Annotated in this window: 26 protein-coding genes and 1 pseudogene; 2 read left to right on the forward strand and 25 right to left on the reverse strand. The window is 65.3% G+C overall.

Annotated elements, in window-relative coordinates:
• The 13 genes and pseudogenes from QZV84_RS11130 to QZV84_RS11185 all read right to left on the reverse strand — a co-directional run.
• Positions 1–225, reverse strand: a pseudogene (locus QZV84_RS11130) (hypothetical protein); the annotation flags it as partial.
• A 143-nt stretch (positions 226–368) separates the two neighbouring features.
• Positions 369–1595 (reverse strand): acetyl-CoA C-acetyltransferase, encoded by a 1227-nt coding sequence (locus tag QZV84_RS11135; protein ID WP_292829422.1) that lies wholly within the window; start codon positions 1593–1595, stop codon positions 369–371.
• An 89-nt stretch (positions 1596–1684) separates the two neighbouring features.
• A complete protein-coding gene (locus QZV84_RS11140; RefSeq protein WP_292829424.1) occupies positions 1685–2662 on the reverse strand; it encodes an LLM class flavin-dependent oxidoreductase in 978 nt (325 codons plus the stop codon).
• A gap of 208 nt (positions 2663–2870) precedes the next feature.
• On the reverse strand, positions 2871–3041 hold the full coding sequence (locus QZV84_RS11495; protein ID WP_363331910.1) for a hypothetical protein: 171 nt from the start codon (positions 3039–3041) through the stop codon (positions 2871–2873).
• A 17-nt stretch (positions 3042–3058) separates the two neighbouring features.
• Positions 3059–4504: an amidohydrolase family protein gene (locus tag QZV84_RS11145; protein WP_363331911.1), complete on the reverse strand. Its 1446-nt coding sequence runs from the start codon at positions 4502–4504 to the stop codon at positions 3059–3061.
• Positions 4491–6038 (reverse strand): class I adenylate-forming enzyme family protein, encoded by a 1548-nt coding sequence (locus QZV84_RS11150; protein WP_292829428.1) that lies wholly within the window; start codon positions 6036–6038, stop codon positions 4491–4493. The genes QZV84_RS11145 and QZV84_RS11150 overlap by 14 nt, the downstream gene beginning before the upstream one ends.
• 33 nt (positions 6039–6071) lie before the next feature.
• Positions 6072–7376, reverse strand: coding sequence for a CoA transferase (locus tag QZV84_RS11155; RefSeq protein WP_292829430.1), 1305 nt, complete (start codon positions 7374–7376; stop codon positions 6072–6074).
• 27 nt (positions 7377–7403) lie between these two features.
• Entirely contained in the window at positions 7404–8570 is a 1167-nt protein-coding gene (locus QZV84_RS11160) for a CoA transferase (protein WP_292829432.1), read from the reverse strand.
• A 101-nt stretch (positions 8571–8671) separates the two neighbouring features.
• Positions 8672–9925 carry an acyl-CoA dehydrogenase family protein gene (locus QZV84_RS11165; RefSeq protein ID WP_292829434.1) on the reverse strand — a complete coding sequence of 418 codons (1254 nt, stop codon included), beginning with the start codon at positions 9923–9925 and terminating at the stop codon, positions 8672–8674.
• Between the two features lie 31 nt (positions 9926–9956).
• Positions 9957–10604 carry a PHP domain-containing protein gene (locus QZV84_RS11170; RefSeq protein WP_292829436.1) on the reverse strand — a complete coding sequence of 216 codons (648 nt, stop codon included), beginning with the start codon at positions 10602–10604 and terminating at the stop codon, positions 9957–9959.
• Between the two features lie 87 nt (positions 10605–10691).
• Positions 10692–11102, reverse strand: coding sequence for a Zn-ribbon domain-containing OB-fold protein (locus tag QZV84_RS11175; protein WP_292829438.1), 411 nt, complete (start codon positions 11100–11102; stop codon positions 10692–10694).
• Between the two features lie 32 nt (positions 11103–11134).
• Positions 11135–12319: a thiolase domain-containing protein gene (locus tag QZV84_RS11180; RefSeq protein WP_292829440.1), complete on the reverse strand. Its 1185-nt coding sequence runs from the start codon at positions 12317–12319 to the stop codon at positions 11135–11137.
• A 44-nt stretch (positions 12320–12363) separates the two neighbouring features.
• On the reverse strand, positions 12364–13254 hold the full coding sequence (locus QZV84_RS11185) for an SDR family NAD(P)-dependent oxidoreductase (protein WP_292829442.1): 891 nt from the start codon (positions 13252–13254) through the stop codon (positions 12364–12366).
• 267 nt (positions 13255–13521) lie between these two features.
• Here QZV84_RS11185 and QZV84_RS11190 point away from each other — a divergent pair, with 267 nt between their 5' ends.
• Both QZV84_RS11190 and QZV84_RS11195 read left to right on the forward strand, forming a co-directional pair.
• The gene (locus QZV84_RS11190) at positions 13522–14220 is read left to right on the forward strand and encodes a TetR/AcrR family transcriptional regulator (protein ID WP_292829444.1); all 699 of its coding nucleotides are present in this window, start codon (positions 13522–13524) and stop codon (positions 14218–14220) included.
• A gap of 4 nt (positions 14221–14224) precedes the next feature.
• Positions 14225–15241, forward strand: coding sequence for an MBL fold metallo-hydrolase (locus QZV84_RS11195; protein WP_292829447.1), 1017 nt, complete (start codon positions 14225–14227; stop codon positions 15239–15241).
• A gap of 19 nt (positions 15242–15260) precedes the next feature.
• Here the strand turns inward: QZV84_RS11195 and QZV84_RS11200 are convergent, their stop codons facing one another.
• The 12 genes from QZV84_RS11200 to QZV84_RS11255 all read right to left on the reverse strand — a co-directional run bounded on the left by QZV84_RS11200 (position 15261) and on the right by QZV84_RS11255 (position 25217).
• Complete coding sequence (locus QZV84_RS11200) at positions 15261–16010, reverse strand: 3-oxoacyl-ACP reductase family protein (protein WP_292829449.1); 750 nt, start codon at positions 16008–16010, stop codon at positions 15261–15263.
• Positions 16011–16017: 7 nt separating this feature from the next.
• The gene (locus QZV84_RS11205) at positions 16018–16842 is read right to left on the reverse strand and encodes an acyl-CoA thioesterase domain-containing protein (protein ID WP_292829451.1); all 825 of its coding nucleotides are present in this window, start codon (positions 16840–16842) and stop codon (positions 16018–16020) included.
• A 64-nt stretch (positions 16843–16906) separates the two neighbouring features.
• Positions 16907–18019, reverse strand: a complete 1113-nt coding sequence (locus tag QZV84_RS11210) for an acyl-CoA dehydrogenase family protein (RefSeq protein WP_292829453.1) — start codon at positions 18017–18019, stop codon at positions 16907–16909.
• 49 nt (positions 18020–18068) lie between these two features.
• On the reverse strand, positions 18069–18509 hold the full coding sequence (locus QZV84_RS11215) for a MaoC/PaaZ C-terminal domain-containing protein (protein WP_292829455.1): 441 nt from the start codon (positions 18507–18509) through the stop codon (positions 18069–18071).
• Entirely contained in the window at positions 18506–18979 is a 474-nt protein-coding gene (locus QZV84_RS11220; protein WP_292829457.1) for a MaoC family dehydratase N-terminal domain-containing protein, read from the reverse strand. Before QZV84_RS11220 ends, QZV84_RS11215 begins: the two co-directional genes overlap by 4 nt.
• A gap of 35 nt (positions 18980–19014) precedes the next feature.
• Positions 19015–19752: an enoyl-CoA hydratase/isomerase family protein gene (locus tag QZV84_RS11225; RefSeq protein ID WP_292829459.1), complete on the reverse strand. Its 738-nt coding sequence runs from the start codon at positions 19750–19752 to the stop codon at positions 19015–19017.
• Positions 19753–19781: 29 nt separating this feature from the next.
• A complete protein-coding gene (locus QZV84_RS11230) occupies positions 19782–20930 on the reverse strand; it encodes a CoA transferase (RefSeq protein WP_292829461.1) in 1149 nt (382 codons plus the stop codon).
• Between the two features lie 269 nt (positions 20931–21199).
• Positions 21200–21934, reverse strand: coding sequence for an enoyl-CoA hydratase/isomerase family protein (locus QZV84_RS11235; protein WP_292829463.1), 735 nt, complete (start codon positions 21932–21934; stop codon positions 21200–21202).
• A 63-nt stretch (positions 21935–21997) separates the two neighbouring features.
• Positions 21998–22978: an electron transfer flavoprotein subunit alpha/FixB family protein gene (locus tag QZV84_RS11240; protein WP_292829465.1), complete on the reverse strand. Its 981-nt coding sequence runs from the start codon at positions 22976–22978 to the stop codon at positions 21998–22000.
• Between the two features lie 9 nt (positions 22979–22987).
• Entirely contained in the window at positions 22988–23764 is a 777-nt protein-coding gene (locus QZV84_RS11245) for an electron transfer flavoprotein subunit beta/FixA family protein (protein ID WP_292829467.1), read from the reverse strand.
• A gap of 161 nt (positions 23765–23925) precedes the next feature.
• Entirely contained in the window at positions 23926–24714 is a 789-nt protein-coding gene (locus QZV84_RS11250) for a thioesterase family protein (protein ID WP_292829469.1), read from the reverse strand.
• Positions 24715–24791: 77 nt separating this feature from the next.
• Positions 24792–25217, reverse strand: coding sequence for a nitroreductase/quinone reductase family protein (locus QZV84_RS11255; protein WP_292829471.1), 426 nt, complete (start codon positions 25215–25217; stop codon positions 24792–24794).
• Positions 25218–25430: the final 213 nt, after the last annotated feature.

Here is a 25430-nt window from a genome sequence, read left to right on the forward strand (position 1 = left end):
CTCCTTGGGCCACGTGATCCCCGCCCAGCCGGCATCGAACTTCTTCGCCTGCCACGCTCGGGACGTCGCCAGGTACTCGGCATCGTCATCACGCTCGGAGAAGAGGCTTCCTTCGTCATCGCGCCGCGGCGCCGCGTTGGCCTCTAGCCACTCACGCACCTCGCGGCGGAATTGAGCTTCTTCGGGGGAATCTTGAAAGTCCACATTGACCTCTGCAATCACCAATCGGCAAAACTAACCGGCTGGTTCACCAGGCTAGCGACAGCTCCCGGGGGTGTCAATGGGGGTCGCCAACTTATCGAACCAGTACCGACGCAGAACGACTGTTGAGGTGGATGCTCATCGACCTCAACAGCCGTTCGTCTCGCTCAGGAAAGGCGCTCGATCACCATGGCCATGCCCATGCCGCCGGCCACGCACATCGACTCGACGCCGAACTGCTTGTCGTGCCACTGCAGGGAGTTGATCAGGGTCGTCGTGATGCGTGCCCCGGTCATGCCGAACGGATGCCCGACGGCGATCGCGCCGCCGTTCACGTTGAGCTTGTCGACCGGGATGCCGAGGCGCTGAGCGGAGCCGAGGGCCTGCACGGCGAATGCCTCATTGATCTCGAACAGGTCGATGTCGTCCAGCGACAACCCCGCGTTGCGCAACGCGGCCGGAATCGCGTCGACGGGCGCAAGTCCCATGATCTCGGGTGACATCGCCGTCACCGACGTGGACACGATCCGGGCGAGCGGAGTCAGGCCCAGCTCCTTCGCCTTGACATCGCTCATCACGACGACGGCTGCCGCGCCGTCGTTGAGCGCGCAGGCATTGGCCGCGGTGACGGTCCCGTCAGGACGGAACACGGGCTGCAGCTGGCTGACGCCCTCCAGGGTGACACCCGGCCGTGGACCGTCGTCCCGAGAGACAACCGTTCCATCGGGGAGAGTCGTCGGGGTGATCTCGCGAGCCCAGAAACCCGACGCGATCTGCGCTTCTGCCAGATTCTGGCTGCGCACGGCAAAGATGTCCTGCTCTTCGCGCGACATCCCCAGCAGCTGCTGGACGTTCTCTGCCGTCTGACCCATCGCGATGTACGCATCGGGAAGCTCGCCGTCCTCGCGGGGGTCCCGCCACACCGGGGCACCGGCCCCGCTGCGCGCGGTTGTGCGCGCTTGCGCGTCGGCGAAGATCGGATTGGTCAGGTCCTGTCCGGGAATGAAGTCGGATGTTCCTTTGAAGAAGCGGCTCACTGCCTCTACACCCGCGGAAATGTACGCATCACCCTCACCTGCGCGAATCGCGTGGAATGCCATTCGAGTGGTCTGGAGAGACGAAGCGCAGTACCTCGTCACCGTGGTGCCGGGAAGGTGGTCGTAGCCCAGCATCACGGCCACGGTGCGGCCGAGGTTTGACCCCTGCTCGCCCCCGGGCAGTCCGCACCCGAGCATCAGATCCGTGATGTCCTTCGGGTCCAACTCCGGCACTTTGTCCAATGCTGCACGAACCATCTGGACCGCGAGGTCGTCGGGACGCATCTCCTTGAGCGATCCCTTGCCTGCGCGTCCAATGGGTGAACGGGCTGTCGAAACGATTACTGCCTCGGGCATTTCTCACACCTGATCTTCTGTTGACGTATGGCCTGGGCGGCCTCCCCGTCAGCGTATGAGACGCGAACTGGTTGTGACAACCCCTCGCCTCACTCGGCAAGCGCCGCCCAGGTACCGAACAGTGACGCCGCCGAGTCCGCGCCCACAGTGACGGGCGCGACAACCGGCTCGTCGACTCCTGCTTCGCGAAGGCGATCGAGACCGGCTTTCACCTCGTCCGCACTTCCGATCAGAGCGACCGCCTCGATGAGGCTTGCGCTGACAGCGCGCGCTGCATCCCGCCCGCTCCGCCGAGCCGCCCGCACCGCCTCGACATCGTCGGCGTAGCCGTCTTCCGCGAGCAGATCTCCGTACGCCGAAAGCTGGAGATATGACGAAAGCTGGCTGGCGACCTCACGGTATGCGTCTTCACGCTCCTGCGGTCCGTCCACGACGCAGACGGGCACGTACGCGGCTGTCGTGAAGTGCCGTTCACCTGTTCCAGCGGCAGCGACCTCGCAGAGCCGCGCCGCACGCTGCGAGGTCACCCAGTTGAGGAGCATCCCGTCGGCGACGCGCGCCGCCACGGTCACCATTCTCTCGCGCAGAGCCCCCACGAACAGCTCGGGCGGCGTCTGCACGTGCTGACCGCGCAACTGGAGAACCAGCGGTTCCCCAGTCGCGCCGCGGTGATGCAGGGTTGCGCTGTGCAACGCATCGCGGATCGCCACGACGGCCTCCCCGACAGCTTCAGGTGTCGACGACCCGCGCCATCCGAACTGGCTCTCCGCCGTTTCTCGGTGACCGGCTCCCAGACCGACCGCAATCCGGCCCGGTGCGCATTCCGTCAGTGCAGCAGTCGCCATCTCGAGTGCAGGCAGTGGTCGCGACGGCAAAGGCACCACTCCCAAGCCGACACCGATCGATCGCGTCTGGGTCGCGAGCACAGCCGCGGATACAAAGGAATCACGACCGGATATCTCCGGCAACCAGATTCGGTCGTACCCCAAACCCTCAACGAGCTTCGCCTGCTCGATCAGTTGAGCCAAAGGCGCCCGAGCGATGAGGGCCGTCCCGATTCGCGCCACGATGCGCGTCTCAGACTAATCCGAAGAAGCGAGTTGCTTCGGCTCCTCGATGGTGATCGGCGCCCCATGGCACTGGGGGTCCGCCTCACCGCCGGGCTTCGTGATGAGCACCTGCGTGCCGCATGTCTCGCACGTGTACCGCTTTCCGACCTTCAGCATCGCTCTTTGTCCTCTTGTAGTTCCAGGAAATCAGAAGAAATAGGGGATCCTACTTCAGTACCATCTCGACGTCGTCGCACAGCAGTGTGCCGTCGCCGCCCTTGGTAACGACCAGTTCAGCGCCACATACTTCGCACTTCATTCGCTTACCCGCTTGGTTCATGGTCTTCTTTACCTGCCCTTCATGCCGGTGACCATTTGACGCTTCATTGTTGCACATCGCAACCCGTGATGTAGCTACTCAGCGGGGTCCTCACCACCCCAGATTGCCCGCCCGCCCACGAAGGTCCCGAGCACTTCGCACTCCTCGGACAGCAGTCGAGGGTCCTCGCTGAGCACGACGAGGTCGGCGCTCAGGTGCAGGTCAGGCCACGCTGCACCGCGCCCGCGACCACGATCGAGCGCCGGACCATCGACCTGAGCCCTGTCGGTGACAAGAGCAAGAGCCTCGTCCGGCGCCACCCGCTCATGCCGGCTCAACGGCTCACCCTCACCGCTGCGCGGACGGCGGTGTACCGCGTCTGCCATGGTGCTGAGCGGTGTTGCCGCGGTGACGGGGCGATCGCTTGCGGCGGCGAGAGGGATACCGTGCGCCAGCACGCTGCGCACCGGGTAGAGCCAATCCTGTTCGACCGGACTCAGCGACTCACGGTACTTCTGTCCGCGCTCTGACAGAAAGGCGGGATTGGTCGTCACAGCGATTCCCGCGTCACGGATGCGCTCAAGATGGCCAGGCAGCGGAAGGCCGAGGTGCTCGATGCGGTCACGCCCCCACGCGGGAGGACCGCATTCGCTGATCGCTGTCAGCGCAGCTTCGATCTCGTCGGGCTCGGTGGCGTGGATCGCGACCGGCCAGCCGCATCCACGCACGTGTCGCACGCGTTCGGCGATCCCGTCAGCGGGCGCGGCGACTTTTGCGCCGAGCACCCGCACTCCGTCGTCGCTCGCCGAATCGCCCCTGAGTCCGCCTGTCGACGACACCTGATCAAAGGCGACAAGAGCGTTGACGCGTTGACGCACCACGCCACGACGTACCCAGTCGCGAAGGTGCTGGATATCGTCCCACGTGTTGGTCGCCGTCGCGTCCGTCACGCTTGTCACGCCGGCGGCCGCCAACTCACGGGAAAGGTCAGCCAGGGCGGACTCGAGCGTTCCCTCCGGCTGACGCGGCATGTCACGGAGGAAAGCTGCGTCCGCGCGAACCACCTCGTCGAGCGGAACCGGCGTCTGAGCGGAACGCGCCAGAACCCGCCTGGCGGCCGAATTGAGGATGACGAGCTTCCCGGTCCGATGATGCAGTGCGCACGGCCGACTCGCGGTGACCGAATCGATTTCGGCGACCGTAGGTGCGCGGCGCTCCTGGAGAGTGCTCTCATCCCACCCCCAGCCTCGAATCCAGCGGCCCTCGAGGTCCCCCGCCCCGGTGCGCAAGGATTCGAGGAGTGCGGGCACCGTGCTTACGGCGCTCAGATCAACCGAAAGTCTTGCCGCAGCCGCTGCACGCAGGTGCAGATGAGAGTCATGGAACCCGGGCAGGACCACCGATTCAACGGCATCCCGCCCGGGTTCCATCAACGCTCGGATCTGTTGGATCCGTCCGCCGATGACAGTGAGTTCGGCTGGAGCTTGGCGAAACCAGCCTCCACGTCGATGATGCAGTGGGGCGGCTTCAGCCCGCCACATCTGCCATCTGTGTGGGACCGAACTCCTTGCTCAGCTGTCGACGAAGGACCTTGCCCGTCGCGGTGCGTGGGAAGTCCTCAACGACATAGATGCGGTCGGGCCGCTTGGCTCCGGACAGAGACTCCTTGCACATCTCGATGAGATCCGCCTCGGTCACCGTGGCACCCTCCACCAGACGAACCGCCGCCTCCACGCGCTCACCCCAGTGATCGTCGACCACTGCAAATGCCGTCGCTTCTTCGACTTCGTGGTGGCGCTCCAGCACTTCCTCGATCTCGTTGGGCGAGATGTTCTCGCCACCGCGAATGATCAGGTCACTGGCCCGGCCGGTGAGAAACAGGTAGCCGTCCTCATCGAGGTGGCCCAGGTCACCCGTGTGAACCCAGTGCTCGGAGTCCAGAAGGACCCTCGCTCCGCCACCTTTGCCCCAGTAGCCGGCCATCGCGCGGTCAGTGCGCAGATACACTTCTCCGGTCACATTGGGAGCTGCCTGGTTCCCGTCCTCATCGATGATGCGAATCTCGACATCGGGCAGCGGCCGGCCCACCGAACTCAACCGGCGCCGCTTCAGTTCGATCTCCTCCGGCGTTCCTTCGAGGCGGTGATCCTCGGCGCCGAGCACTGCCACAGTGGAGTTGGTCTCGGTCTGTCCGTAGGCGCAGGAGAACGCGATGCTCTTCGGGAAACGCTCGAGCATCGCCTCACGAACAGCGGGCGGCATCGGCGCGGCGCCGTAGGTCACCATCTCCAGGCTGGACAGATCGTACTGATCGAAGTCCGGGTGCCGAAGCACCAACGACACCATGGACGGCACCAGGAACGCGTGAGTGATCTTGCGCTTCTGCACGGTCTCGAGCCACTTACCGGGCTCGAAGTCGATCAGGTAGGTCTCACGTCCGGAGAACAGCGACACCGTCATGGCGGTCAAACCGGCAACGTGGTACAGCGGCGCGGCCAGTGCCACCCTGCCGTGGAACTCGCCGTCGGCCGCCTCACCCTGGCCCATCACGTACTGAGTGAACCCGCCGTGAGTAAGCAGCACGCCCTTCGGCAGCGACGTGGTGCCACTCGTGTAGAGCATGATGGCCACGTCGGTGTCCTCGACGTCGGCCGACTCGTCCTTCGGTTCGAGGTCAGCCGCTCGGGAACTCGCCTCTTCGAGAGTGAGCACCCGGTCACGACTGATCCCGGCGCTGACGATGCTGTCGATGTAGCGGTCCTCGGTGATCACCAGCGTCACACCCGAGTCGCTCAGCAGGTGGCTCAGTTCGTTTCCGCGCGCACGATAGTTCATCGGCACGACCGTCGCACCGCACATCAATGCGCCGAAGAACGCCAGGAGTGTCCCCTCCTTGTTCGTCGCGAGCAGTCCGATGCGATCCCCCGGGTTCACCCCCAGCGACTCGAACAGCGTTGCCTGACGCGCCGAGTTATCCCGGATTTCCTGATACGTCGATTCGTGGTCTTCCCCGAAGAGCGCCGGCTCATCGGGCACGATCATCGCGGGTATATCTACGACCATTGACAGATTCATACAACCTCCATTGCGCTTTACGCGGGTGAACGATTAGAGCGGGTTACCAGCCGCATCCAGGTACATCGTAGAGATGTGGCCGTCGCGGTCCGCCTGTGCGTACTGCTCGTCGCTGAACCCGAGAATCTCTTTGTAGACGTACTCGTTGTCCATGCCCAGGCCGCTGATCGGTGCCCACTTCATCTCGGGACCGCTCCACTTCCACTGGTGTCCGGGATACAGGTGAGTACCGGTTGCGTACCCGGTGTTCTCACGAAGGAATCCGCGGGCCTTGACATGGGGATCGGCGAAGACGTCGTCTTCCAGCATGATCGGCCCCGCGGGAACGCCGACGCTCTGCAGCGCGGTGAAGACGTCCTGACGAGTCCGCGAACGCGTCCACTCTGCGATCGCCGCGTCGATCTCGTCCTGCGCGGCGAGCCGGCCCGCCTGGGTGGAGAATCGCTCGTCGGCGGCCCACTCGGGGTCACCCATCACTCCTACCGCGCTGCGCCACTCGGCATCCGTGCGGATCGTGATGCTCACGAATCGATCCTCTTCGCTCGTCGGATACGCGCCCTGCACGAAGTTCCGGTCGCGGTTGGTCAGCGGCGGGTTATCGTAACCATTGGCCGCGGCGTCGATGAACATCTCACCGATGTGGTTCATCTCGTTCTCGACCTGAGGGAGGACGATGAGCTCACCCTGCCCGGTCTTCTCGCGGCGGCGCAGCGCCGCCATGACTGCGAAGGCTCCGATGGATCCTGCAGCGGGGTCCATCTGGAACACGCTGGTTGTCGTCGCCGGCGCGCTTTCCGCGTAGCCGCGGACGGCGGTGACCCCCGAGAACGCCTCGAAGTGTGCGCCGAACCCCAGGTACGAGGAGTACGGAGCTCCGATGCCCGCCGGGGGCATGCGCAGCAGGATGAGCTTGGGGTTTGCCTCGTGCAGGGTCTCCCAATCAATACCCAGGTTTCCCAGCACAGACACGTTGTTGTTCTCGACGAACACGTCCGCCGTCTTGGCCAGTTCGATGAAGATCTCGCGACCGGACTGCTGGCGAAGATCGAGCGTCATGAACTTCTTGCCACGCGCGTGCCAGTTGAACATCGCGTGCCGGTCCTGCGGGCGCTCGTCGGGCTCGCCGTCGGGGTAGGCGCGCCCCATCGTCCCCATCATCTCCATCTGGGGAGGAGTGGGACGGACCACCATTCCGCGGGTGCTGCTCGGGAACAGCCAGGGGTTGTCGACGCGGATGACCTCCGCGCCGAGGTCGGACAACAGCATTGTGACGGTCGGACCGGACCAGACGACGGTGATGTCGAGGACGCGAAGACCCTCGAGAGGAAGATGAGCCATGATACTCCTTCGTAGTAGCTCGGTCGGTTACAGCGAGTCGACGGGCAGGGTGGACAGAACGGCCTCAGTGTGCTCACCGAGACGGGGAGCTGCGCCGGGTTCCCAGCCGCCCTCGATGTCAAACGGCGCGCCGGGGTGAACGACCGTCCCGATCGGATGCGTCACCTCGGTGAAGAACCCACGCTGCTTGTAGTGCGCGTCGTCGAGCACCTCGGTCGGCGTCTTGATGGCCGTGAGGGGCCACTTGTGACGTTGGGCATCCTCCATGGCCTGCTGCTTGGTGCGCGAAAGCAACCAGGGATACAGTGCCGCATCGATGGCTTCCTTGGTCTCGATCGTCGCGAACATCGCGGGGTTCTCCGCCACCTTCATGAAGTAGGCATTCAGGTCATCGTCAGCGAGCGCGGCCATCATTCGGGGCAACCATGCCTGCGTCACCACAGTCTGGACATACCCGTCATCGGTGGGGAATGCGCCGTTGGGAAGGATGCCGCCGAGCACGTTGCCACGGCCGGTGACCTCGCCGTTGTAGGCATGAGCGAGAAGGAACGTGGTGCGCCGGTCGGACGAACTCAATCCGACCTCGAACCCCGAGATGTCGATGTGAACCGGCTCGCCCTGGCCCTCGGCCACAAGCACGGCGGCCATGGTCGCCGTCGCCGCGGTGTTGCCGGTCTGGTAGATCGACATGTATCCGCCCAGCTTGACCGGGACGTCATCCTCGGAGCCGTTTCCGGCCATCGGGCCGCCCATACCGTAGTAGATGAGCTCGGAACCCTCGTACTGCGCGTACGGGCCGTCCTGCCCGAACGGAGTGATGCTGGTCATCACGAGCTTCGGCTGAACCTTCACGAGGTCGTCGAAGCCGAGTCCCATATCGGCGAGTGCGCCGGGCTTGAGCGACTCGACGACGATGTCGGCGGTGGCGGCAAGCTTCAGAAGAGCATCGCGGGCCGACTGCTCCTCGAGGTCGAGCACGACAGATTTCTTACTCGTGTTCGTGTGCAGGAAAACGGCCGAGCCGTTCTCATCCGGAGCATTCCCGATGAACGGCACCATGCCGCGAACCGGATCGCCCGTCGGCGGCTCGATCTTGATCACCTCGGCGCCGTAATCGGCGAAGAGCCTCGTCGCATAGTCCGCAGCGATCCCGCCGCCGATCTCGAGGACCCGGATACCTTCAAAAAGCCTCATTGCTTCTCCTTCTCAAGCTGGTTTTCATGCGCCGGCCGAAAGGCCATGCAGTGATTGTATGGGGCCGCGGCTGAAATGCCGCGGCCCCGAGCAGACATTCGTCAGGTGTTGACGAGATCCCGGAACGGGCCCCCGTCCATCTTCGGCTCTTTCGGCAGTCCGAGCAACTGCTCGCCGATGATGTTGCGCTGAACCTGCGAGCTCCCGGCGTAGATGGTGGCAGCTCGTGCCGACAAGGCAGTCTCCACCCAGGCCATCGATGTGTTGGGCGTTCCCACATCCGCAGTCTGAAGAGCACTTCCCGCGCCCGCACCGGAAGGGGCGACGGCGTCCATCCCCAGGATCTCGAGTGCCAGCTCGGTGTAGCGCTGGAAGTACTCGCTCCACACCAGCTTCGCGATCGCCGCGTCCGCTCCCGGGTTCTCGCCCTTGAGGAACTTCGTCAGCGTCTGGTAGCCACGGGCCTGCATGATCGCGACACGGCTGTAGCACCAGGCGAGAAGCTCGCGGACCTTGGGGTCCTTGTTCTTGCCCGTCGTCTTCGCGATCTCGAACAACCGGTCCAGGTCGTTCTTGAAGCGAATCGCGTCAGTGGTCGCGCCGGAGCCACGCTCGAATCCGAGCAAGGTCATGGCGACCATCCACCCCTGGTTCACGGGCCCGACGATGTCCTCTTCGGCTGCCCGCGCATCGGTGAAGAACACCTGGTTGAAGATGTGGTCGCCGGCCATGTTGAGGATCGGCTGCACTTCAACGCCCGGCTGATCCATCGGGATGAGCAGAAGGCTGATCCCGCGGTGCTTCGGGGCATCGGGGTCGGTGCGAACCAGGGTGAAGATGTGGTCCGCGAGGTGACCGGCCGAGGTCCAGATCTTCGAACCGTTGACGACCCATTCACCGTTCTCCAGCACAGCGCTCGTGCGCAGGCCGGCGAGGTCGGAACCCGCACCGGGCTCGGAGTATCCCTGGCACCACCTGTCCTCACCGGAGAGGATACGGGGCAGATAGTGCGCCTTCTGCTTGTCGGTTCCCCAGACCGTGAGCGTGTTTCCCAGGAGACTGATGCCGAACATGTCGTTCTCGTCTCCGGAGGGAACGCCGTACCGAGCGAATTCCTCGGCGATCACGACCTGCTCGATCGCACTCAGGCCCGGGCCGCCGAACTCCTTGGGCCATGACACGGCGAGAAGCTGCTCGTCAGCGAGCACCTTGCGCCAGTGCTTCTTGAATGCCGCGCGCTCGGCCTCGTCCGAAATCGCGCCGATACCCTTCCATCCGGGAGGCACGGCACCCTCGATAATCCCGCGAACGCGGGCGCGATACTCCTCTGCCTCAGGCGGGTACGTCAGATCCATTGTTGCGTCCTTTCATCGTTTCGACAGTTCCTCACGCGGATTCGCGTTCTATATCCGCGCGCGTTCGGAACCGTCTGCTGTGAGCATACCGGTGCCCCGTGATCGAGGCACCGCGGAGGGACGTGATATATCCGTCCCGGTCGGAGAACTCATCGAGTTCCATGAAGACGGCACCGATCCCCTCAGGATCGTGCGCGTCAGAGCCGGCACCGCCCGGCACGCCGAACTCGGCGGCGGCCGCTTGCGCCAATTCGTTGACAGACTCGTCGGGCACCTTGGCGTTGTAGACCTCGACGACATCGAGCAGACCGGCCCCGGCGAGCTGATCGAGCCCACGCCTGCCAAGCCCAGATCTGATGGGATCGAACGGATGGGGGACATAGACCACGCCTCCCTGATCCCGAACACGTGCGGCCGCTTCGGAAAGCGGCAGCACGTAGGGAACACGCTCGGTGAGGAACAGTCCGATGATCTCACCGAGAGGCGTGCGGATCTCCTCACCGACGACCACCTCAACGCCGTAACCGATCGCCATCTCCTGCATGCGCTTCGCCGCGTCCACGGCGTGGTGGTCGGTGACGGCGATGACGCCCAGACCAGCTGCGCGCGCGCCTTGAAGCATCTGTTCCGGGGTGGTGACGGCATCCCCGGAATGAACCGTGTGCAGATGGCAGTCCATACGGACGCGCCCCAACCCCGCTCCACCAGCCGTATGCGGATGCCGTCCGACGACAGTCGCTCGAGTCAGATCAGTGCCTTCCAAGGATCACTCGATGGGTTCGAATTCGGGCAGAGACACCGTCGACTGATCATTCCATGAGACCCGCACGCGGCTCCCGATGGAGACCGCGTCGACATCGACGTTGGTGAGTCTGGTCAGCATCCGGAACCCCTCGTCGAGATCGACGTATGCGACGGCGTAAGGGACCAGTTCCGCGAATCCGGGCATCCTGTTGTCGCGCACGACGCTATAGGTATAGAGCGTTCCCTCGCCGGCGGATTCACGCCACTCGAGATCGAGACTGAGACAATGAACGCAGTGCGCTCGCGGATAGAAGACGATGCCCTCGCACTTCGTGCAAACCTGGTACGTCAGCTTGTGCTCGACGGTCGACTTCCAGAACGGCGCGGTGTCCGGCTCGTCGAGGTTGGGCAGGAATGAGGGCGCTCCGCCCATGAGGTTATCCAACACGGTTCTCCCCGTTCCGATCAGTTGCCGAGGACAATGGTGCCGCCGGCATGGACGGCTCCGAGCCGCCCGCCGTTGCCGTGAGCAACCGCGAACTTGGCGCCTTCCCTCTGCGAGGTCGACTCACCCCGCAGCTGCCGAACCGCTTCGATGAGCAGGAAGATGCCGCGCATGCCGGGGTGGTTCGAGTACAGTCCACCACCATCCGTATTGAGCGCAGGGGCGCCGATTCGGTCCCACCGAAGCCGCCCTCCTTCCACGAATGCTCCGCCCTCGCCCTTCTTGCAGAAGCCGAGGTCTTCGAGGCAGGTCAGTACGGTGATCGTGAAGGAGTCGTAGATCATCGCCACATCCATCTGATCTGGCCTCAGTCCCGCCTCACCGAATGCCGCGGGGCCCGACTGGGCCGCGCCGGAGATCGTGATGTCGTTCTTGTTGTCGACGAATCCGATCCCTTCCCCGGCGCCGAGAATCCACACGGGCTTCTTGCGTGTGCTCTTGGCGACCTCCTCGGAGGCGATGACCACGGCACCACCGCCGTCCGAGATCATGCAGCACTCCAGGCGGTGCAGCGGGTCGGCGATCATCTTGCCGTTGATCACGTCATCGATCGTGATCTCGCCGATGTCACGAACTCTGAGATCGGTCATCGCCCGCACGGCGTCGGGGTTGCGCATCGCGTGGGCGCGAGTGGTGACCGAGATCTCCGCCAGCTGCTCAGAGGTTGTGCCGTACTGATGCATGTGACGGTTGGCGACCATCCCGTAGTTCGAGATCAGGGTCTGCCCCCACGGGATCTCCATGTTCGATGCCGGATCCTTCGCGCCGCCGATGGCACCGGCTCCGGTGCCGATCGCGAACGCCTGGCTCCGTGCCGTCGACCCGTAGGTGATGAGGGCCACATTGGCGCGGCCTGCGCGAATCGCGTCACGAGCGTGGCCGGCGTGGAACTCGAATGAGCTCCCGCCGACCGCCGTCGTGTCCGTGATGCGCGGATGCAGATCGAAGTACTCCTGGATGCCGAGCCCCGGGAAGCTGCTGGCGTCACCCGAATCGTAGACGGCATCCACGTCCTTCCAGGTGAGACCGGCGTCCTCCAGGGCGGCGGCCGCACTGGCCGCCTTGATCTGGAGTGCCGACTTTCCCGGCACCAATCGGTCTGGATACTCGTGGATACCCACGATGGAGGCGCTTCGGTCTGTCATGATCCTTGATTCAACCTTCGTTGGTCTCGCAGGACGGAAGGGTCTCAGGCGATGCCCGCAAGACCCTGCTTGTCGGGGTGGAACGCTCGGGGGAACGACTCGAAGATTCCGTCCATGGTCCAGGGGTCCTGAGAGACCAGCACCGATTCGGGGTGGTAGTTCTCGTAGAGCGTGACACGGCCGCCCTGTGCGCCGACGACACGGCCGTTCAGCCAACCCGACTCCTCGCTGGCAAGGTAGGCCACCGGGTAGGCGATCGCGGACGGAGCAAGGTCGGCGAGGTTGATGCCCATCTCGGCGGCGCGCTCCGGGGGAATGGTGCCGGTCATGCGTGTCGATGCCGCAGGTGCGATCGCGTTCGAGGTGACGCCGTAGCGGTCGAGAGCGTGTGCACACGAAAGGGTGAAGCCGACGATTCCCAGCTTCGCCGCTGCGTAGTTGGGCTGGCCGGCGGAACCGAAGAGCCCGGCGCCCGACGTGAAGTTGATGAGGCGATACTGACCTTCTCCACGGTGCTCGCGCCAGTACACGGCGGCGTGCTTGCTGGTGTTGAAGGTGCCCGTCAGGTGCACATTGAGCACCGCCTGCCAGTCTTCCGGGCTCAGGTTGACCAGCATCCGGTCACGCAGGATTCCGGCGACGTTCACCAGAATGTCCAGCTTGCCGAACTCGTCGATCGCGGACTGCACGATGCCGCCGGCGGAGTCGTAGTCGCTGACATCGCCGCCGTTGACGATCGCCTCACCGCCGTTCGCGATGATCTCGTTGACGACTGCCTGCGCGGGCCCGACGTCTGTGCCCGTCCCGTCGACCTGCGCACCCAGATCGTTGACCACGACCTTCGCACCCTCGCTCGCGAACAGCTTCGCGACCTCGGCGCCGATCCCCCCGCCCGCTCCGGTAACAACGGCGACACGGTTATCTAGACGTCCCACGACATTCCTCCATCGGAAATTTGCTTACAGGCGACGCTCCATTGCGGCGTCGAGATGCGATTGTCCGGCATCGTCGACGTGCTCGCTGAGGAGTCCATTCGCGAGTAATCTACCTCACGGGTACAATTCCCACAACCTGGCTACGGGAGCTCCCGCACTCGGCCGTATGACCGGCCACCACCGGGAAGACAGGCGCGACGCAGGGGTTCGGAGGCGAGGCGAGGCCGACGTTCGCCGTTATCTTTGGCCAGACCGGAGGGTGTGAACATGGCAGTTGGCGAAGACCGGAGCGCGAACCCGTTCGACATGGATGAGGCGCCGACGATGACCGCGCGCAGAGCCAAGACGCCAGACCTCGAGACGATCGTCAGTGTGGCCGCCAACCTCTTCCATGTGCACGGCTATCAGAACACCACCATGCAGCTGATTGCGACCGAGCTGGGCATTGCGAAGCCCACCCTGTACGCACACGCGCAGAGCAAAGGGTTTCTGCTCGGTCAGGTTTTCCAGCTGGTTCTTCGTCGCGCGAACATCGTCGTCACAGAGGCTCTTTCCAAGGTCGACCCACTCGAGGGAATCGCCTGCCTCATCGACGGGCAGATCCGATTGTCCATGACGTATCGCGATTACTACGGGGTCATCTACGGTGATCAGCGCGAGCTGCCGGCAGACCTGGACGACGCCTACCAGGCGTGGATGAAGCGCTTCGTGGCGAACGTGAGCGGACTCATCGAGCGGGGGCAGCGAACCGGAGCAGTGCGCGAGGACATCGCGCCCGTCGTGGCCGCCCAGGCGATCATCGGCATCACCGGGTGGTCGGCTCGGTGGCTTCGGCCGCACTCCGGTCTCACTCTGGACTCGGCGAGCCGCCAGATCACGGCGTTGGTACTGGGCGGACTCAGCACCGACAGTTCCGCCACCGACCCCGTCTGGACAGAGGGCGGGTCCGAGGCATCGCTAGGATGAGGCGGTGAGCGTACAGCCGAATCACAGTCAGTTCGAAGCGTGGACAGGTCATCACCTTCCCGACACCTTGCAGGTCGAAGAAGGTGTCTGGGCGGCACCGTTGCCACTGAAGGGTGACCAGTACGTCCGACACACCTACACCTATCTTGTCCTGGACGACCAGGGTGCGGTGCATGTGATCGATCCGGGATGGGACACGGCCGACAACAGGGCGAGGCTCGAATCGTCGTTCGGTCAGATCGGCAAGAGCCTGACGGACGTGAAGACGATCGTGGCGACCCACCTCCACCCTGATCACACCGGCCTCGCACCGTGGTTGAAGGAGCAGAGTGGGGCACCGCTCTTGATGCATCGCGCCGAAGCAGAAGCGGCGGAGAGCGGGGCCTCGCTGTCGATTGCGGTCGGCTTCTTCCGGCGACTTCGGTCCTGGGGCGCGCCGTGGGCCGATCGAACGAAGCTCTACACGGAGTTGTGGCGGCAGCGGCAGCTGGGCGAGGGCGTGAGCGTGCGCGCCGATGTGCGCGTCGAGACGGACGAGGTGCTTGACATCCCGGGCCGCCGCCTTCGCGTCGTCCACACTCCGGGACACACCGAGGGCAGCATCTGCCTGTATGACGAAGACACGAGATCCCTGTTCAGCGGCGATACGCTGCTGCCGATGGTGCACCCCGGAATCGGGCTGAGCGCCGGGACCGGATCGTCACGCCAGAACCCCCTCGAACGCTACTTCGACTCATTGGATGCGCTGACCCGCCTCGATGTCGACCTGGTGCACCCCGGACACGGCTACTCGTTCCAGGGACTGCTCGATCGCATCGAGGAAACCGTGGGGCACCATCGTCGGCGCTCCGACGAAGTACGGTCGATCATGCGCGCCGAGCCTGATACGACTGTGTGGCGAGTGGCTGAGAAGGTTCACTGGACGGCGGGCTGGGATCACCTGCATGGATACCTGCGCCTCTCCGCGGTCGCCCAGACAGCGATGCACATCGACTATCTGCGCGGGCGGCCTTCCGAGTGAGCGCCTCGGTGTAGCGCCGTCAGAGCGACAGCCCGCCATCGACGGGAATCACTGCACCGGTCACAAAGCGCGCAGCGGGCGAGACGAGCCACGTCACGACGGAGGCGATGTCTTCGGGTTCGCCGGGACGTGCCAGCGGAGTCGCGGCGATATTGGCCTCGATGATCTCCGCGGGGAGCGTCAACGTCATGTCGGTGAGCACGAATCCCGGCGCAACGGCGTTCACCGTGATGTCGTCCGGCGCGAACTCGCGGGCCAGCGATCTCGTCAACGACAAAAGGCCGCCTTTGGCCGCGGCGTAGTTGGCCTGCCCGACGTTTCCATTCATTCCGACAATCGAGGAGACGTTGACGATAGCGCCCGTCGGCGACTCGGCGAGCGCCGTGACTGCGGCGCGCGAGCAGCTGAAGGCCCCGCCGAGGTCCACGGCAAGGACATCGGTCCAGTCGGCGTCCGTCATACGCCGCACCCGGCGATCTCGGGCGATGCCGGCGTTGTTGACCAGTGCATCCAAGCGTCCGAATCGGTCGAGCGCTGCCTGCACGTACCTCTCTCCGGCGGCCAGGTCACGCAAATCAGCTCCGACCGAGACTGCTGATCCGCCGAACCCGACCACCTCCGCGGCGGTCGCCTCCGCTCCTTCGTGGTCCTCGTGATAGCCGATGACGACGTCGAAGCCCGCACGAGCGACCTCGCGGGCGATCGCCCTGCCGATACCTCGTGATGCGCCGGTGACCAACGCAACCGGGCGACGGTCTGGAGCACTCATTCAAGCCTCATGTCGTCGAGCGGATCATGCCTTCTTGAGCGGTGCTCGCGACGCGCCCGCGGTCTGCAGCGCTGATGCCGCCCATCGCGAAACCCCGTCCACGCGAGATGACAGGGGAATACTGGTCGTACAGCAGCCACTCGTCTACCGAGAACGGCCGGTGAAACCACACGGCATGATCGAGCGAGGTCGCACGGATCCCTCGCGACCACATGAAGGCACCATGAGGAAGCAGGACGGGCGTCAGAAAGGACAGATCCGAGACATAGGCGAGCACCGCCGCGTTGATGACAGGGTCAGCAGGCAGCTCCTTGTTGAACCGGAACCAGAACTGATTGTGTGGCGGAAGGCCCTCGGGCGCGCGACCCATGGGTGGCCAGGGGCCGCCCCATTGGATATCGAAGTCGTCCCACTCGGAATCGGTTCCCATCGTGGCCCGCATCCCCTCCATGAAGGAGGGAAGCTCCTCGGGCGGCAGACTGGGGGGCGATTCTTCGGCGCGCTCGAATCCCGTCTCACCCGTGTGGTAGGACAAGTCAGCGGTCCAGATCTGATGTCCGTCCTGCATCCCGACGACCCGGCGCGAACTGAAGGAGCGCCCGTCGCGAGTCCGCTGCACCTGGTACTCCACCGGACGACGACCATCCCCTGCATGCAGGAAATAGCCGTGCAGCGAGTTGATCTCTCTTCCCTCGACGGTCCTCCCCGCAGCGACCACCGACTGACCGAGGAGTTGACCGCCGAAGAGATGCTGGATCATCCCCGACGAAGAACCCGCGAATACATCGTCCCCCTGCGGCTCTACATCGAGGATGTCCAACAACGACGTCACGCCGTACCCCTGTTCCTTGTGGTCACTCGGTTCTCAGCGGACGACCCGCCGTGCGGGGTCCTGCTCAGACTCCGAGGCGGTCAGCCAGCTCCAGCCACGTGTCCGTCGTCGAGCCGAGCAGCAGCTCGGTGGACTTGGCCTTGCGGTAGTACAGCTGCGCGTCGTGATCCCACGTGAAGCCGATTCCACCGTGGACCTGCACGGTCCAGGATGCGGTGAATGCGAAGCCGGCTGCTGCGGTTGCCTTGGCCACGAGCGCGGCGGTCGGGAAGTCGTCCAGTCCCTCGGCGCCGGCGTATGCCGCGTACCAGGTGGCGGCGCGCGCGGTGTCGACTTCGACCGCCATTTCGGACAGGCGGTGCTTGATCCCCTGGAAGGAGCCGATCGCGCGGCTGAACTGGTTGCGGACCTTTGCGTACTCCACAGCCATGGTCATGGATGCTTCCATCGCACCGACCATCTCAGCAGCGAGAAGAGTCGCGGCCACGTCGAGCACGTGCGAGACGCGATCCCAGCTGCCGGGCTCGCCGAGAGCCGTGGCCGAGACACCAGCGAACTCGAGCGTCGCCATCGGGCGCGTCAGGTCGAGCGTCGTCTGCTTGGTGCGGGTCAGGCCCGACGCATCGCCGTCGACGATGTACAAGCCGTACTGATCGCCGGACTTGGCGACCACGATGATCTTGTCAGCGGTGTGGCCGTCGATGACGAACGACTTCGTCCCGGTCAGTGTGACGGAGTCGCCGCTGCCGGCAGCAACCATCTCAACGCCGTCGGGTCCCCAGTTGCCGGAGGGCTCGGTGAGTGCCGTCGTCACAGTGATCTCGCCCGCGGCGATGCTGGGAAGCAGCTCCTGCTTCTGCGCCTCTGAGCCGAACGTCAGAATCGGAACCACACCGAACGCCGTCGTCGCGAAGAAGGGCGACGGGACGATTCCACGGCCGATCTCCTCCATCGCGATCATGACCTCGACCAGAGTCGCCCCTGCACCGTCGTACTCTTCGGGCACCAGCAACGCGGGCAGCCCGGCCTGTTCGGCGAACTGCTGCCACAGACCCTCATCCCAGCCCGCCTCGGTCTTGACGACCTCGCGCACGCTCTTGACCGGGGACCGGTCAGAGATCATGCGCCTCAGGCTCTTCTGGAACTCAAGCTGCTCGTCACTAAGTTCAAACTGCATCGATAACTCTCTCTACTCGAATCGTTGCGGCCATGACCGGCCATTCTTGTCAGTTCGGGAGGATCCCAGTCGCCCACGCCTGGATCTTGACGTCGGTTCCGTCTTCATTGGTCACCGTGATCTTGGCCTTGACCGCCGTGCCGTCCGACCCGGCTTCCACCTCTGTCAATTCGCCCTGGATCTTGAGCACTTCCCCCGGCCACACCTGGCTGCGGAACCGCGTTCCGAAGCCCGTCAGGTTCTTGAGGCCGAGCCAGTCGGATGCCAGGCGGGACGACAGCCCGCCCTGGAACAGACCCATCGAGAACACCGAGGGGAGACCGATCGACACAGCCCAAGCCTCATCGTGATGAATGGGGTTGAAGTCACCGCCCGCGCCAGCGTACTTGACGATGTCCGTGCGGGTGATCGGTCCAACGGTGTAGACCGGAGAAGTCAGTCCGACCACTGCGTCAGAAGCGCTCAGCGTCTTCGCTGCCTCGTTACTCACTTCTCGCCCCCTCCGACGACCGCAGCCGTCTCGATGACCGTCGACTCCTCCGTGACAACGGGCAACCCGTTCTGGTCGAGGTACTCGGTCCCCAGCTTCACGAAGGTCATGACGCCACCGCGGCCACCAGGCTTCTGTTCTACGCTCACTACCTTAGTCTCACCGGTGAGGACGTCGCCGACAACGGGCGTCCGGTGGAACGTCCAGCTCTGCTCGCCGTGGAGCACCCTGGCCAGATCCAACCCCAGCGAAGAGAACGATCCTTCGCCCTCCTGGAAGTGCGCAGCGACAACCGAGTACGTCGGTGGCGCTGGGATCGCCGAAAAACCTGCCTGCACTGCCGCCTCGGGATCCCGGAAGACGGGATTGGGATCCTGGATGCTCTTCGCGAACTCGCGAACCTTACCCGCTTCGATCGGAAAGGTCACTGTTCCCAGGACTTTGCCGACCAGTTCGTTGCCATGCTCCATTTGAGCGTACCTCCACTCTGAGTGATGACTCCACGCTAGTCGTAGTTGAACTGGTCAGTCAAGTACGCCAGTCGGCGTTCGGCCGCCAGTCCCTCTCGAAGGGGAAGTTCGTGGGCGGCCTTGGCCGCGCTCAGTGCGGCGCGCACGGCGACCCGGGGAAGACCCGCCAAGCGACGCGCGTAGGCGAACGCCGTTTCATCGACGTCGACCCCTTCCGGAAGGACTTCATCGACGATGCCGAGAATCCTGGCGCTCTCCGCGTCGATGGGTTCGCCCGCCATGATGAAGGGAAGCGCTCTGGACGGTGCCATCCAAGCAGTGATCGAGCGCGTTCCACCCGCCGCCGGCAGCATTCCGAGCTTGGTCTCCGGGAGGCCGACCTTCGTCCCGTGAGCCGCGATCCGCACGTCACAGAGCATCGCCATTTCGAGCCCGGAGCCGAGGGCATAGCCATGGAGGGCGACGATCTTGGGCACCGGCAGTGTCCACAGGAGATGCCACGGATCGCGATCCCACCGAATACGACGAGCCTCGAAGATGGACTCCGCATTGCCGAACTCGCTGATGTCCGCGCCGGCCGAGAAGTGGGCGCCCTCCGCGCGAAGGACGAGCGCTCCGAGGTCCGGGAAATCGCGTACGGCTGTGAACGCCTCGATGAGCGCGTCGCGCATCCTCAGGTTCACCACGTTGAGCTTCTGCGGTCGGGACAGCACAACCTCGGCCACCCCGTCCTCCCCGAAGGCCACACGAACGACGTCATCGATTTCACCCATGGGCGGGAGCATACCCATTCCATTCCACCTCACGTCGACATGAAGGGTGAGCCGGGATGCCGCAGCGACGCACCGGCGACGCTCATGTGCACGGTGCGACCATTGTGCGCCTCCGCGAGCTCCGCCACCCGAGGCATCGGATCGGCCCGGAGCAGCGCCCCGCGATCACGATCGGCCGGAAGTGCGTCCACCGCGTCCATGAGGCTCGCCGTGAGCGTCGGGTCCGGCCCCTGCTGCGCCGCGGAATGCAACGCCACGACCGACGCCAGGGCGGCGGCTATGCCCCCGAGGCCGTCGACATACGCGGTGGCCGCGGGGATCGGCTCGTCGGCTCCGGCCGGCCACGCCAATCCGCTCATGGCGTGCACCTGCGTGCCGTAGGCCGCCCAGTCGCGCGAAGGCCCTCGCGAGAAGGCGGAAATGTGCACGATCGCGGGTCCGTCATCGAACCGGCTCGGGTCGGTGATCCCCAGGTTCGCCCGAGCGCGACGAGACAAGCTGTCCACTCGAAGATCCGCGTGCGCACAGGCGAGGTCGAACGCCGCCCGGTCCCGCTCGAGCCGGAGGTCGAGATTCACGCGCGCTTTCCCCGCCGCCAGAGAAGTGAACATCGCCGACCGATCTTTCGCACCCCGTTCGAGTCGTCCTCCCGGGTAGATCCCTCCGCCGTGCGGCGCGCGCATCCCATCCGGACGAGCGTCGGATTCCACGACCACGACTGAAGCACCGAGCTGGGCAAGCAGCCACGTGCAGAGGGGTCCCGCCCACATCGCCGTGACGTCGACCACATTCAGCCCCGCCAGAGCGGCCCGGGCGGCGGGCGACGACTGACCGGACCGACGAGCGGCGTCGTCGCGGCCGAACGGTTCTTGGATTCCCGGCCGGTGAGGGCTCTGATCCTGTGCGCGCCGCGCACGCCGGTACGGAACGACCGGCAGGCGCCACTGCTGTGCCGCCGCGCTGAGCTCTTCGGCATCCGTGAACGATTCCGTCTCGAGCAGCAACGCGAACAGCTCGGCGTCCCCGGGCGCCCCGAGTTCCGCCGCGGCCCACCCGTCGCCGATCCGCAGCGGCGTCACGCGGCCCGGCGGCGGCGCCGAGTACCAGTGCGCCAGCAGCAGCGGCTGCAAGAGCAGGATCGCCGCCGAGTCCGCGTCGACGACCAGAGTTCCGCCCACGCGGGCCGCTGCGAGCGCACTCAGCGCGAGAAGACCCGCTGCCGCCCGAGTCGGTGCGGCCGCGGGGAGGCCCGGACAGGGGGCCACCGGCCCACTCATCCGAGCGGTCGCGGGAACGCAGCCTCGCCCCGACACGGTCACGCTCGCGGGGCCGGAGACGGGGCCGGCGACCCGGGCAGACGCACCATACCGGGAGAGGAGGCGCGCGGCATCCGCGGCGACCGCCGGGTCACCCTCGACGCGGACATCCACGCCGTCGAGCGGCCCCATCAGGCGTTCCGGAAGTTCGCCGTTCGCTTGCCCAAGAACGCGGCTATGCCTTCGGCCCTGTCCTGAGACGTCTGAAGCAGGGTGTTGAGGTCGGCTTCGAGGGCAAGGCCCTCCCGCAGGCGCAGTTCGGAGCCGTCCCGAACCGCCTCCTTGGCGTACTCCAACGCGAGCGGCGCGCGGCTCAGCCATTGAGCCGTGTACTCCGCGGCCCGCTCGATGGGCGCATCGACGACCTCGTGGACGAGGCCCTGCTGAAGTGCGTCCGCGGCCGTCACGGGGTCTCCGAACAGGATCATCCGAAGCGCGGCGGCCTGACCGATCACGCGAGGCAACCGCTGGGTCCCCCCCCACGACGGAAGACTCCCCTGCGAAACCTCAGTGAACCGAAAGCTCGCATCCGGCGCCGCCAGCCGCACGTCGGCCGCGAGCGCCACCTCCAGTCCCGCAGACTCGACACGGCCGGTCAGGACCGCAACGACTGGGACACGCAACGCGGCCAGAAGATCGGCGGGCGACGGTCCGTTGGACCGTCGGCCGCGGACGTCATCATCGATCCCGACACAGAAGTCTGCGCACTCCGAGCGCACCAGCACAGCGCGCAACTCTCTGTCCTCGGCGCATTCGCCGAGCAGATCAGCCAGTTCAGCGGACTGTCGCGAGGTCATCGTCGCATCGCCGAGAGCGATGTCGAGAACACCGTCCCGCAGGTGCGTGCGGATCCGCTCTCTGCGCATTGCCCCTCCTCGTCCCTCCCCGCCCCGTCTCGTCACACGTGTCCCGACGAGGGGGCCGCCCGGCTACGCGTTCTTCTTCTGGATGGCTTCGATCAGCTGCGGGACGACCTTGAACACGTCACCCACGATGCCGAAGTCCGCGATGTCGAAGATCGGCGCGTCGCCGTCCTTGTTGATCGCGACGATCGTCTTCGCGGTCTGCATTCCCGCACGGTGCTGGATCGCCCCGGAGATACCCAGCGCGATGTAGAGCTGCGGTGAAACCGAGACACCGGTCTGGCCCACCTGGGAGGTCTGGGCCACATATCCGGCGTCGACAGCGGCTCGCGAGGCTCCGACGGCCGCGCCCAACGCGTCGGCGAGCTCGTCGACGAGCGAGAACTTATCGGCGGAGCCGAGCCCTCTCCCGCCCGAGACGACCTTCGTCGCACCACGCAGCTCGGGCCTCGAAGAGGTCGTGACCACCGCCTCCTGCGCGTCGATCTTCGCAGCGGGCTTTCCGGAATCCGGCACCTCGAGCGGAATGCTCACGAGAGGCTTCGACTCGGCGCGGGCCTCGATCGATCCCTGGCGCACGGTGATGACCGGTGCGCCGAAGGTCGCCGCGCTCACGACGTTGTACGCACCGCCGTAGACCGAGTGGCCAGCGACGATGCCTTCCGAATCACGGTTGACCTCGACGGCATCGATGCTCAGCGCAGCGCGCACACGGGCGGCGAATGCCCCCGCGATCGCACGTCCGTCTATCGAATGCGACACCAGCACCGCGTCCGGACGCACCAGGTCGGATGCGGCGGCGAGGGCGTCGACCGTCGGTGTGAACAGGTCAGGGCGATCGGTCGCGGCGACCAGGACCGTGGGGGCACCGGCGTCCGCTGCGGCTTGAGCGAGCGCGGGAGCGGCCGCACTGGGCGCGACGACGAGCGCAACAGGGGTCCCTACCGCGGCGGCGGCTCCGAGCAGCCCCGCCGTCGACTTGGCCAGCTCGCCGGCCTGAGTGACATCCACCAGAACCAGAATCGAATCTGAAGCAAAAGTTGACACGTCTGTTCCCTACGCCAATCTGTTCTTGATGAGGAATTCGGCCAGCTGCGAGCCCGCGTCGCCCTCGTCGACGATCTTCACACCGGCGGACCGCGGCGGCGCTGCGGCGATCGTGATCATGATCGACCGCGCCGCATCTGCATCCATCGGGTCCACCTCGAGGTCGGCGAGGGACAGCACCTCCAGCGGCTTCTTCTTGGCGGCAGTGATGCCCTTGAAGTTCGGGAAGCGCGCGTCGGGAAGCTGCTCTGTGATCGAGATGACAGCCGGGAGCGAGGCTGAAGCCGTCATCGTCCCACCCTCGAGCGTGCGCTCGCCGGACACCGAGTCGGCGGTGATCTGGACCGAATTGAGCGACGTGATCACGGGTACCGCGAGGAGCTCGCCCAGCATGGCGGGGATCACTCCGCCCACTCCGTCCGTGGACTGGTTGCCGGCCACGACGAGGTCGAAGCCGGTGCGCCTGAGCGCTGCCGCCAGCACCTCGGCGGTGAGGCTCAGATCGGCGCCCGCGAGCGCGTCATCGACGATCTGGACAGCGGAGCCCGCCCCCATCGCCAAACCCTTGCGGACAGTGGCGGTGGCGGTGGCAGGAGCCATCGACACCAGTACCACCTCGGTATCGGGGTTGCTGTCTGCGTACTTCAGCGCAACCTCGACGGCGCGCTCGCCCACCTCGTCCAGCACCTTCTCTGAGGCGGCGCGATCAGCGAGCCCCGTCTCGAGATCGAGCTTTCGATCCCCGTAGGTGTCCGGCACCTCCTTGACCAGCACAGCAATCTTCATCGGGAACTCCTCGTCTGTCATGAAGTCATCGGCGCCCACGACGGCACACCCTGTCACCGTTGCATAGGGACCACAATCATGCCAACTCTAGTAGACCCGCGGGTGAGTCACCTGTCCCGAGAAGCGCAGAGCGCTCCGGCGGGCCGCGGGTCGAAAGCGAGTCAGCGGGGTCGGACCGTGTTCATCTGCTGGATGCCGCCGAAGAGGCTGCCTTCTTCGTCGTAGAGGTTCGAACTGGTCAGGCCCATTCCGGTCGGTCCGAAGCTCGCCGTCGTCTCGAACCCGATCCAGTCGCCCTTCGGCTCTGCGAACACGTGCGCGGTCAGGTCGATGTTGGGGTATGTGGCGAGCCTCGGGTCGATCAGCGGGCCGATGCCGTTGGCCACATCCACCACTCCCAGTGCCCGTGCGGTCGGGCTGACGCGCTCCCCCTCGAGCAGCGGCAACTGGGGCCGCAACCACGCCCATCCGTGGCCAGGCTTGTCTGACTTCCGGTGCATGTCGATGGTGCTGACGAAGCCGAACGACTTGTCGCTCGCCATCGGGGACTCATCCCCGAGCGCCTCACGGCCCGGCATGGGCGCCGCGCCGCTGCCGGCCAGGTGAGCGGTGTCGAAGGGATGCATGAGCCATGCGTGAGCCAACACCGAGATCCGGTCACGGTGTGTGAGCGCCACCTCGACGAGCTCGATGGTGCGTCCGGCGCGAACGATGCGGACATCGGCGTCGAGGATCTCGCTGACCGTTGTGTCCATCGTCCCGAAGATGTCGAAGGCGATGCGGCCGATCTGGAGCCCGTCGCTCCGGCGACGATCGCGGTCGCTCTCGACGATGTGGGCGACGAGACCCAGGACGGGGGCGATATGGGCGTCATTCGGGCTCCATGAGCCGCGCACAGCATCTTCGATCCGAAAGCGCGCGTCGCTGAGCCGTTCAAAATATGCGGGCATGATCAAATGGTAAACGCACCGCACGGCCGGTCCGGAACCCGAACCGAGCGAGCGGGTTCAGCCGAAGCCCGCCGTGGTCACTCCGTGCGACGGCTCAGCCGGAGCACGGGGATCACGCGGGTCGTCTTCTCCTGGATGCCGTCGAGTCCGCCGAACGGCGCAAAAAGTGCCAGCGCGCGCTCCCGCGCCGCGCCCGCGAGTTCCTCGACGTGCACGGGCACCGCACCCTCATCGGGGACCTCGATGTCCACGTCGGGCTGGGCGCGGAGATTGTGGTACCAGGCCGGATTCTCGGGCGCCCCACCCTTGGCCGCCGCGATGATCCAGGCATCCGGCCCCTCCCGCACCGCCAGGACGGGCGCGATCCGCTCTTCACCGGTCTTCGCGCCGACATTGTGGACGAGCACGAGATTGCGCCCGTACCCGCGCGTGGTGACCGAACCGCCGGACGCGCGAAACTGTTCGATGATCGGCTGATTCCACTCTGCATGCGGTTTGGCCATTGCTGCTCCTCGACGTAGAACACGATCGGCGCGTACGGAAACGGCTGCGCACTTGCGAATGTATACCCGGTGGCCGAAAGGGAGAATGCGAAGTTCGCATGACCGGGTACGTTCCTTTGGAGGAGCCGGTGGCGTAGAGTTGAACCGTCTGGTTCAACTCAGGTCACTTCGGCTTGTGCTTCAGGGACCAGTCGAATCCCTCGTGCTGCGACG

Origin of the sequence: Microbacterium sp. (assembly GCF_011620715.1) — a bacterium.
GTDB lineage: Bacteria > Actinomycetota > Actinomycetes > Actinomycetales > Microbacteriaceae > Microbacterium.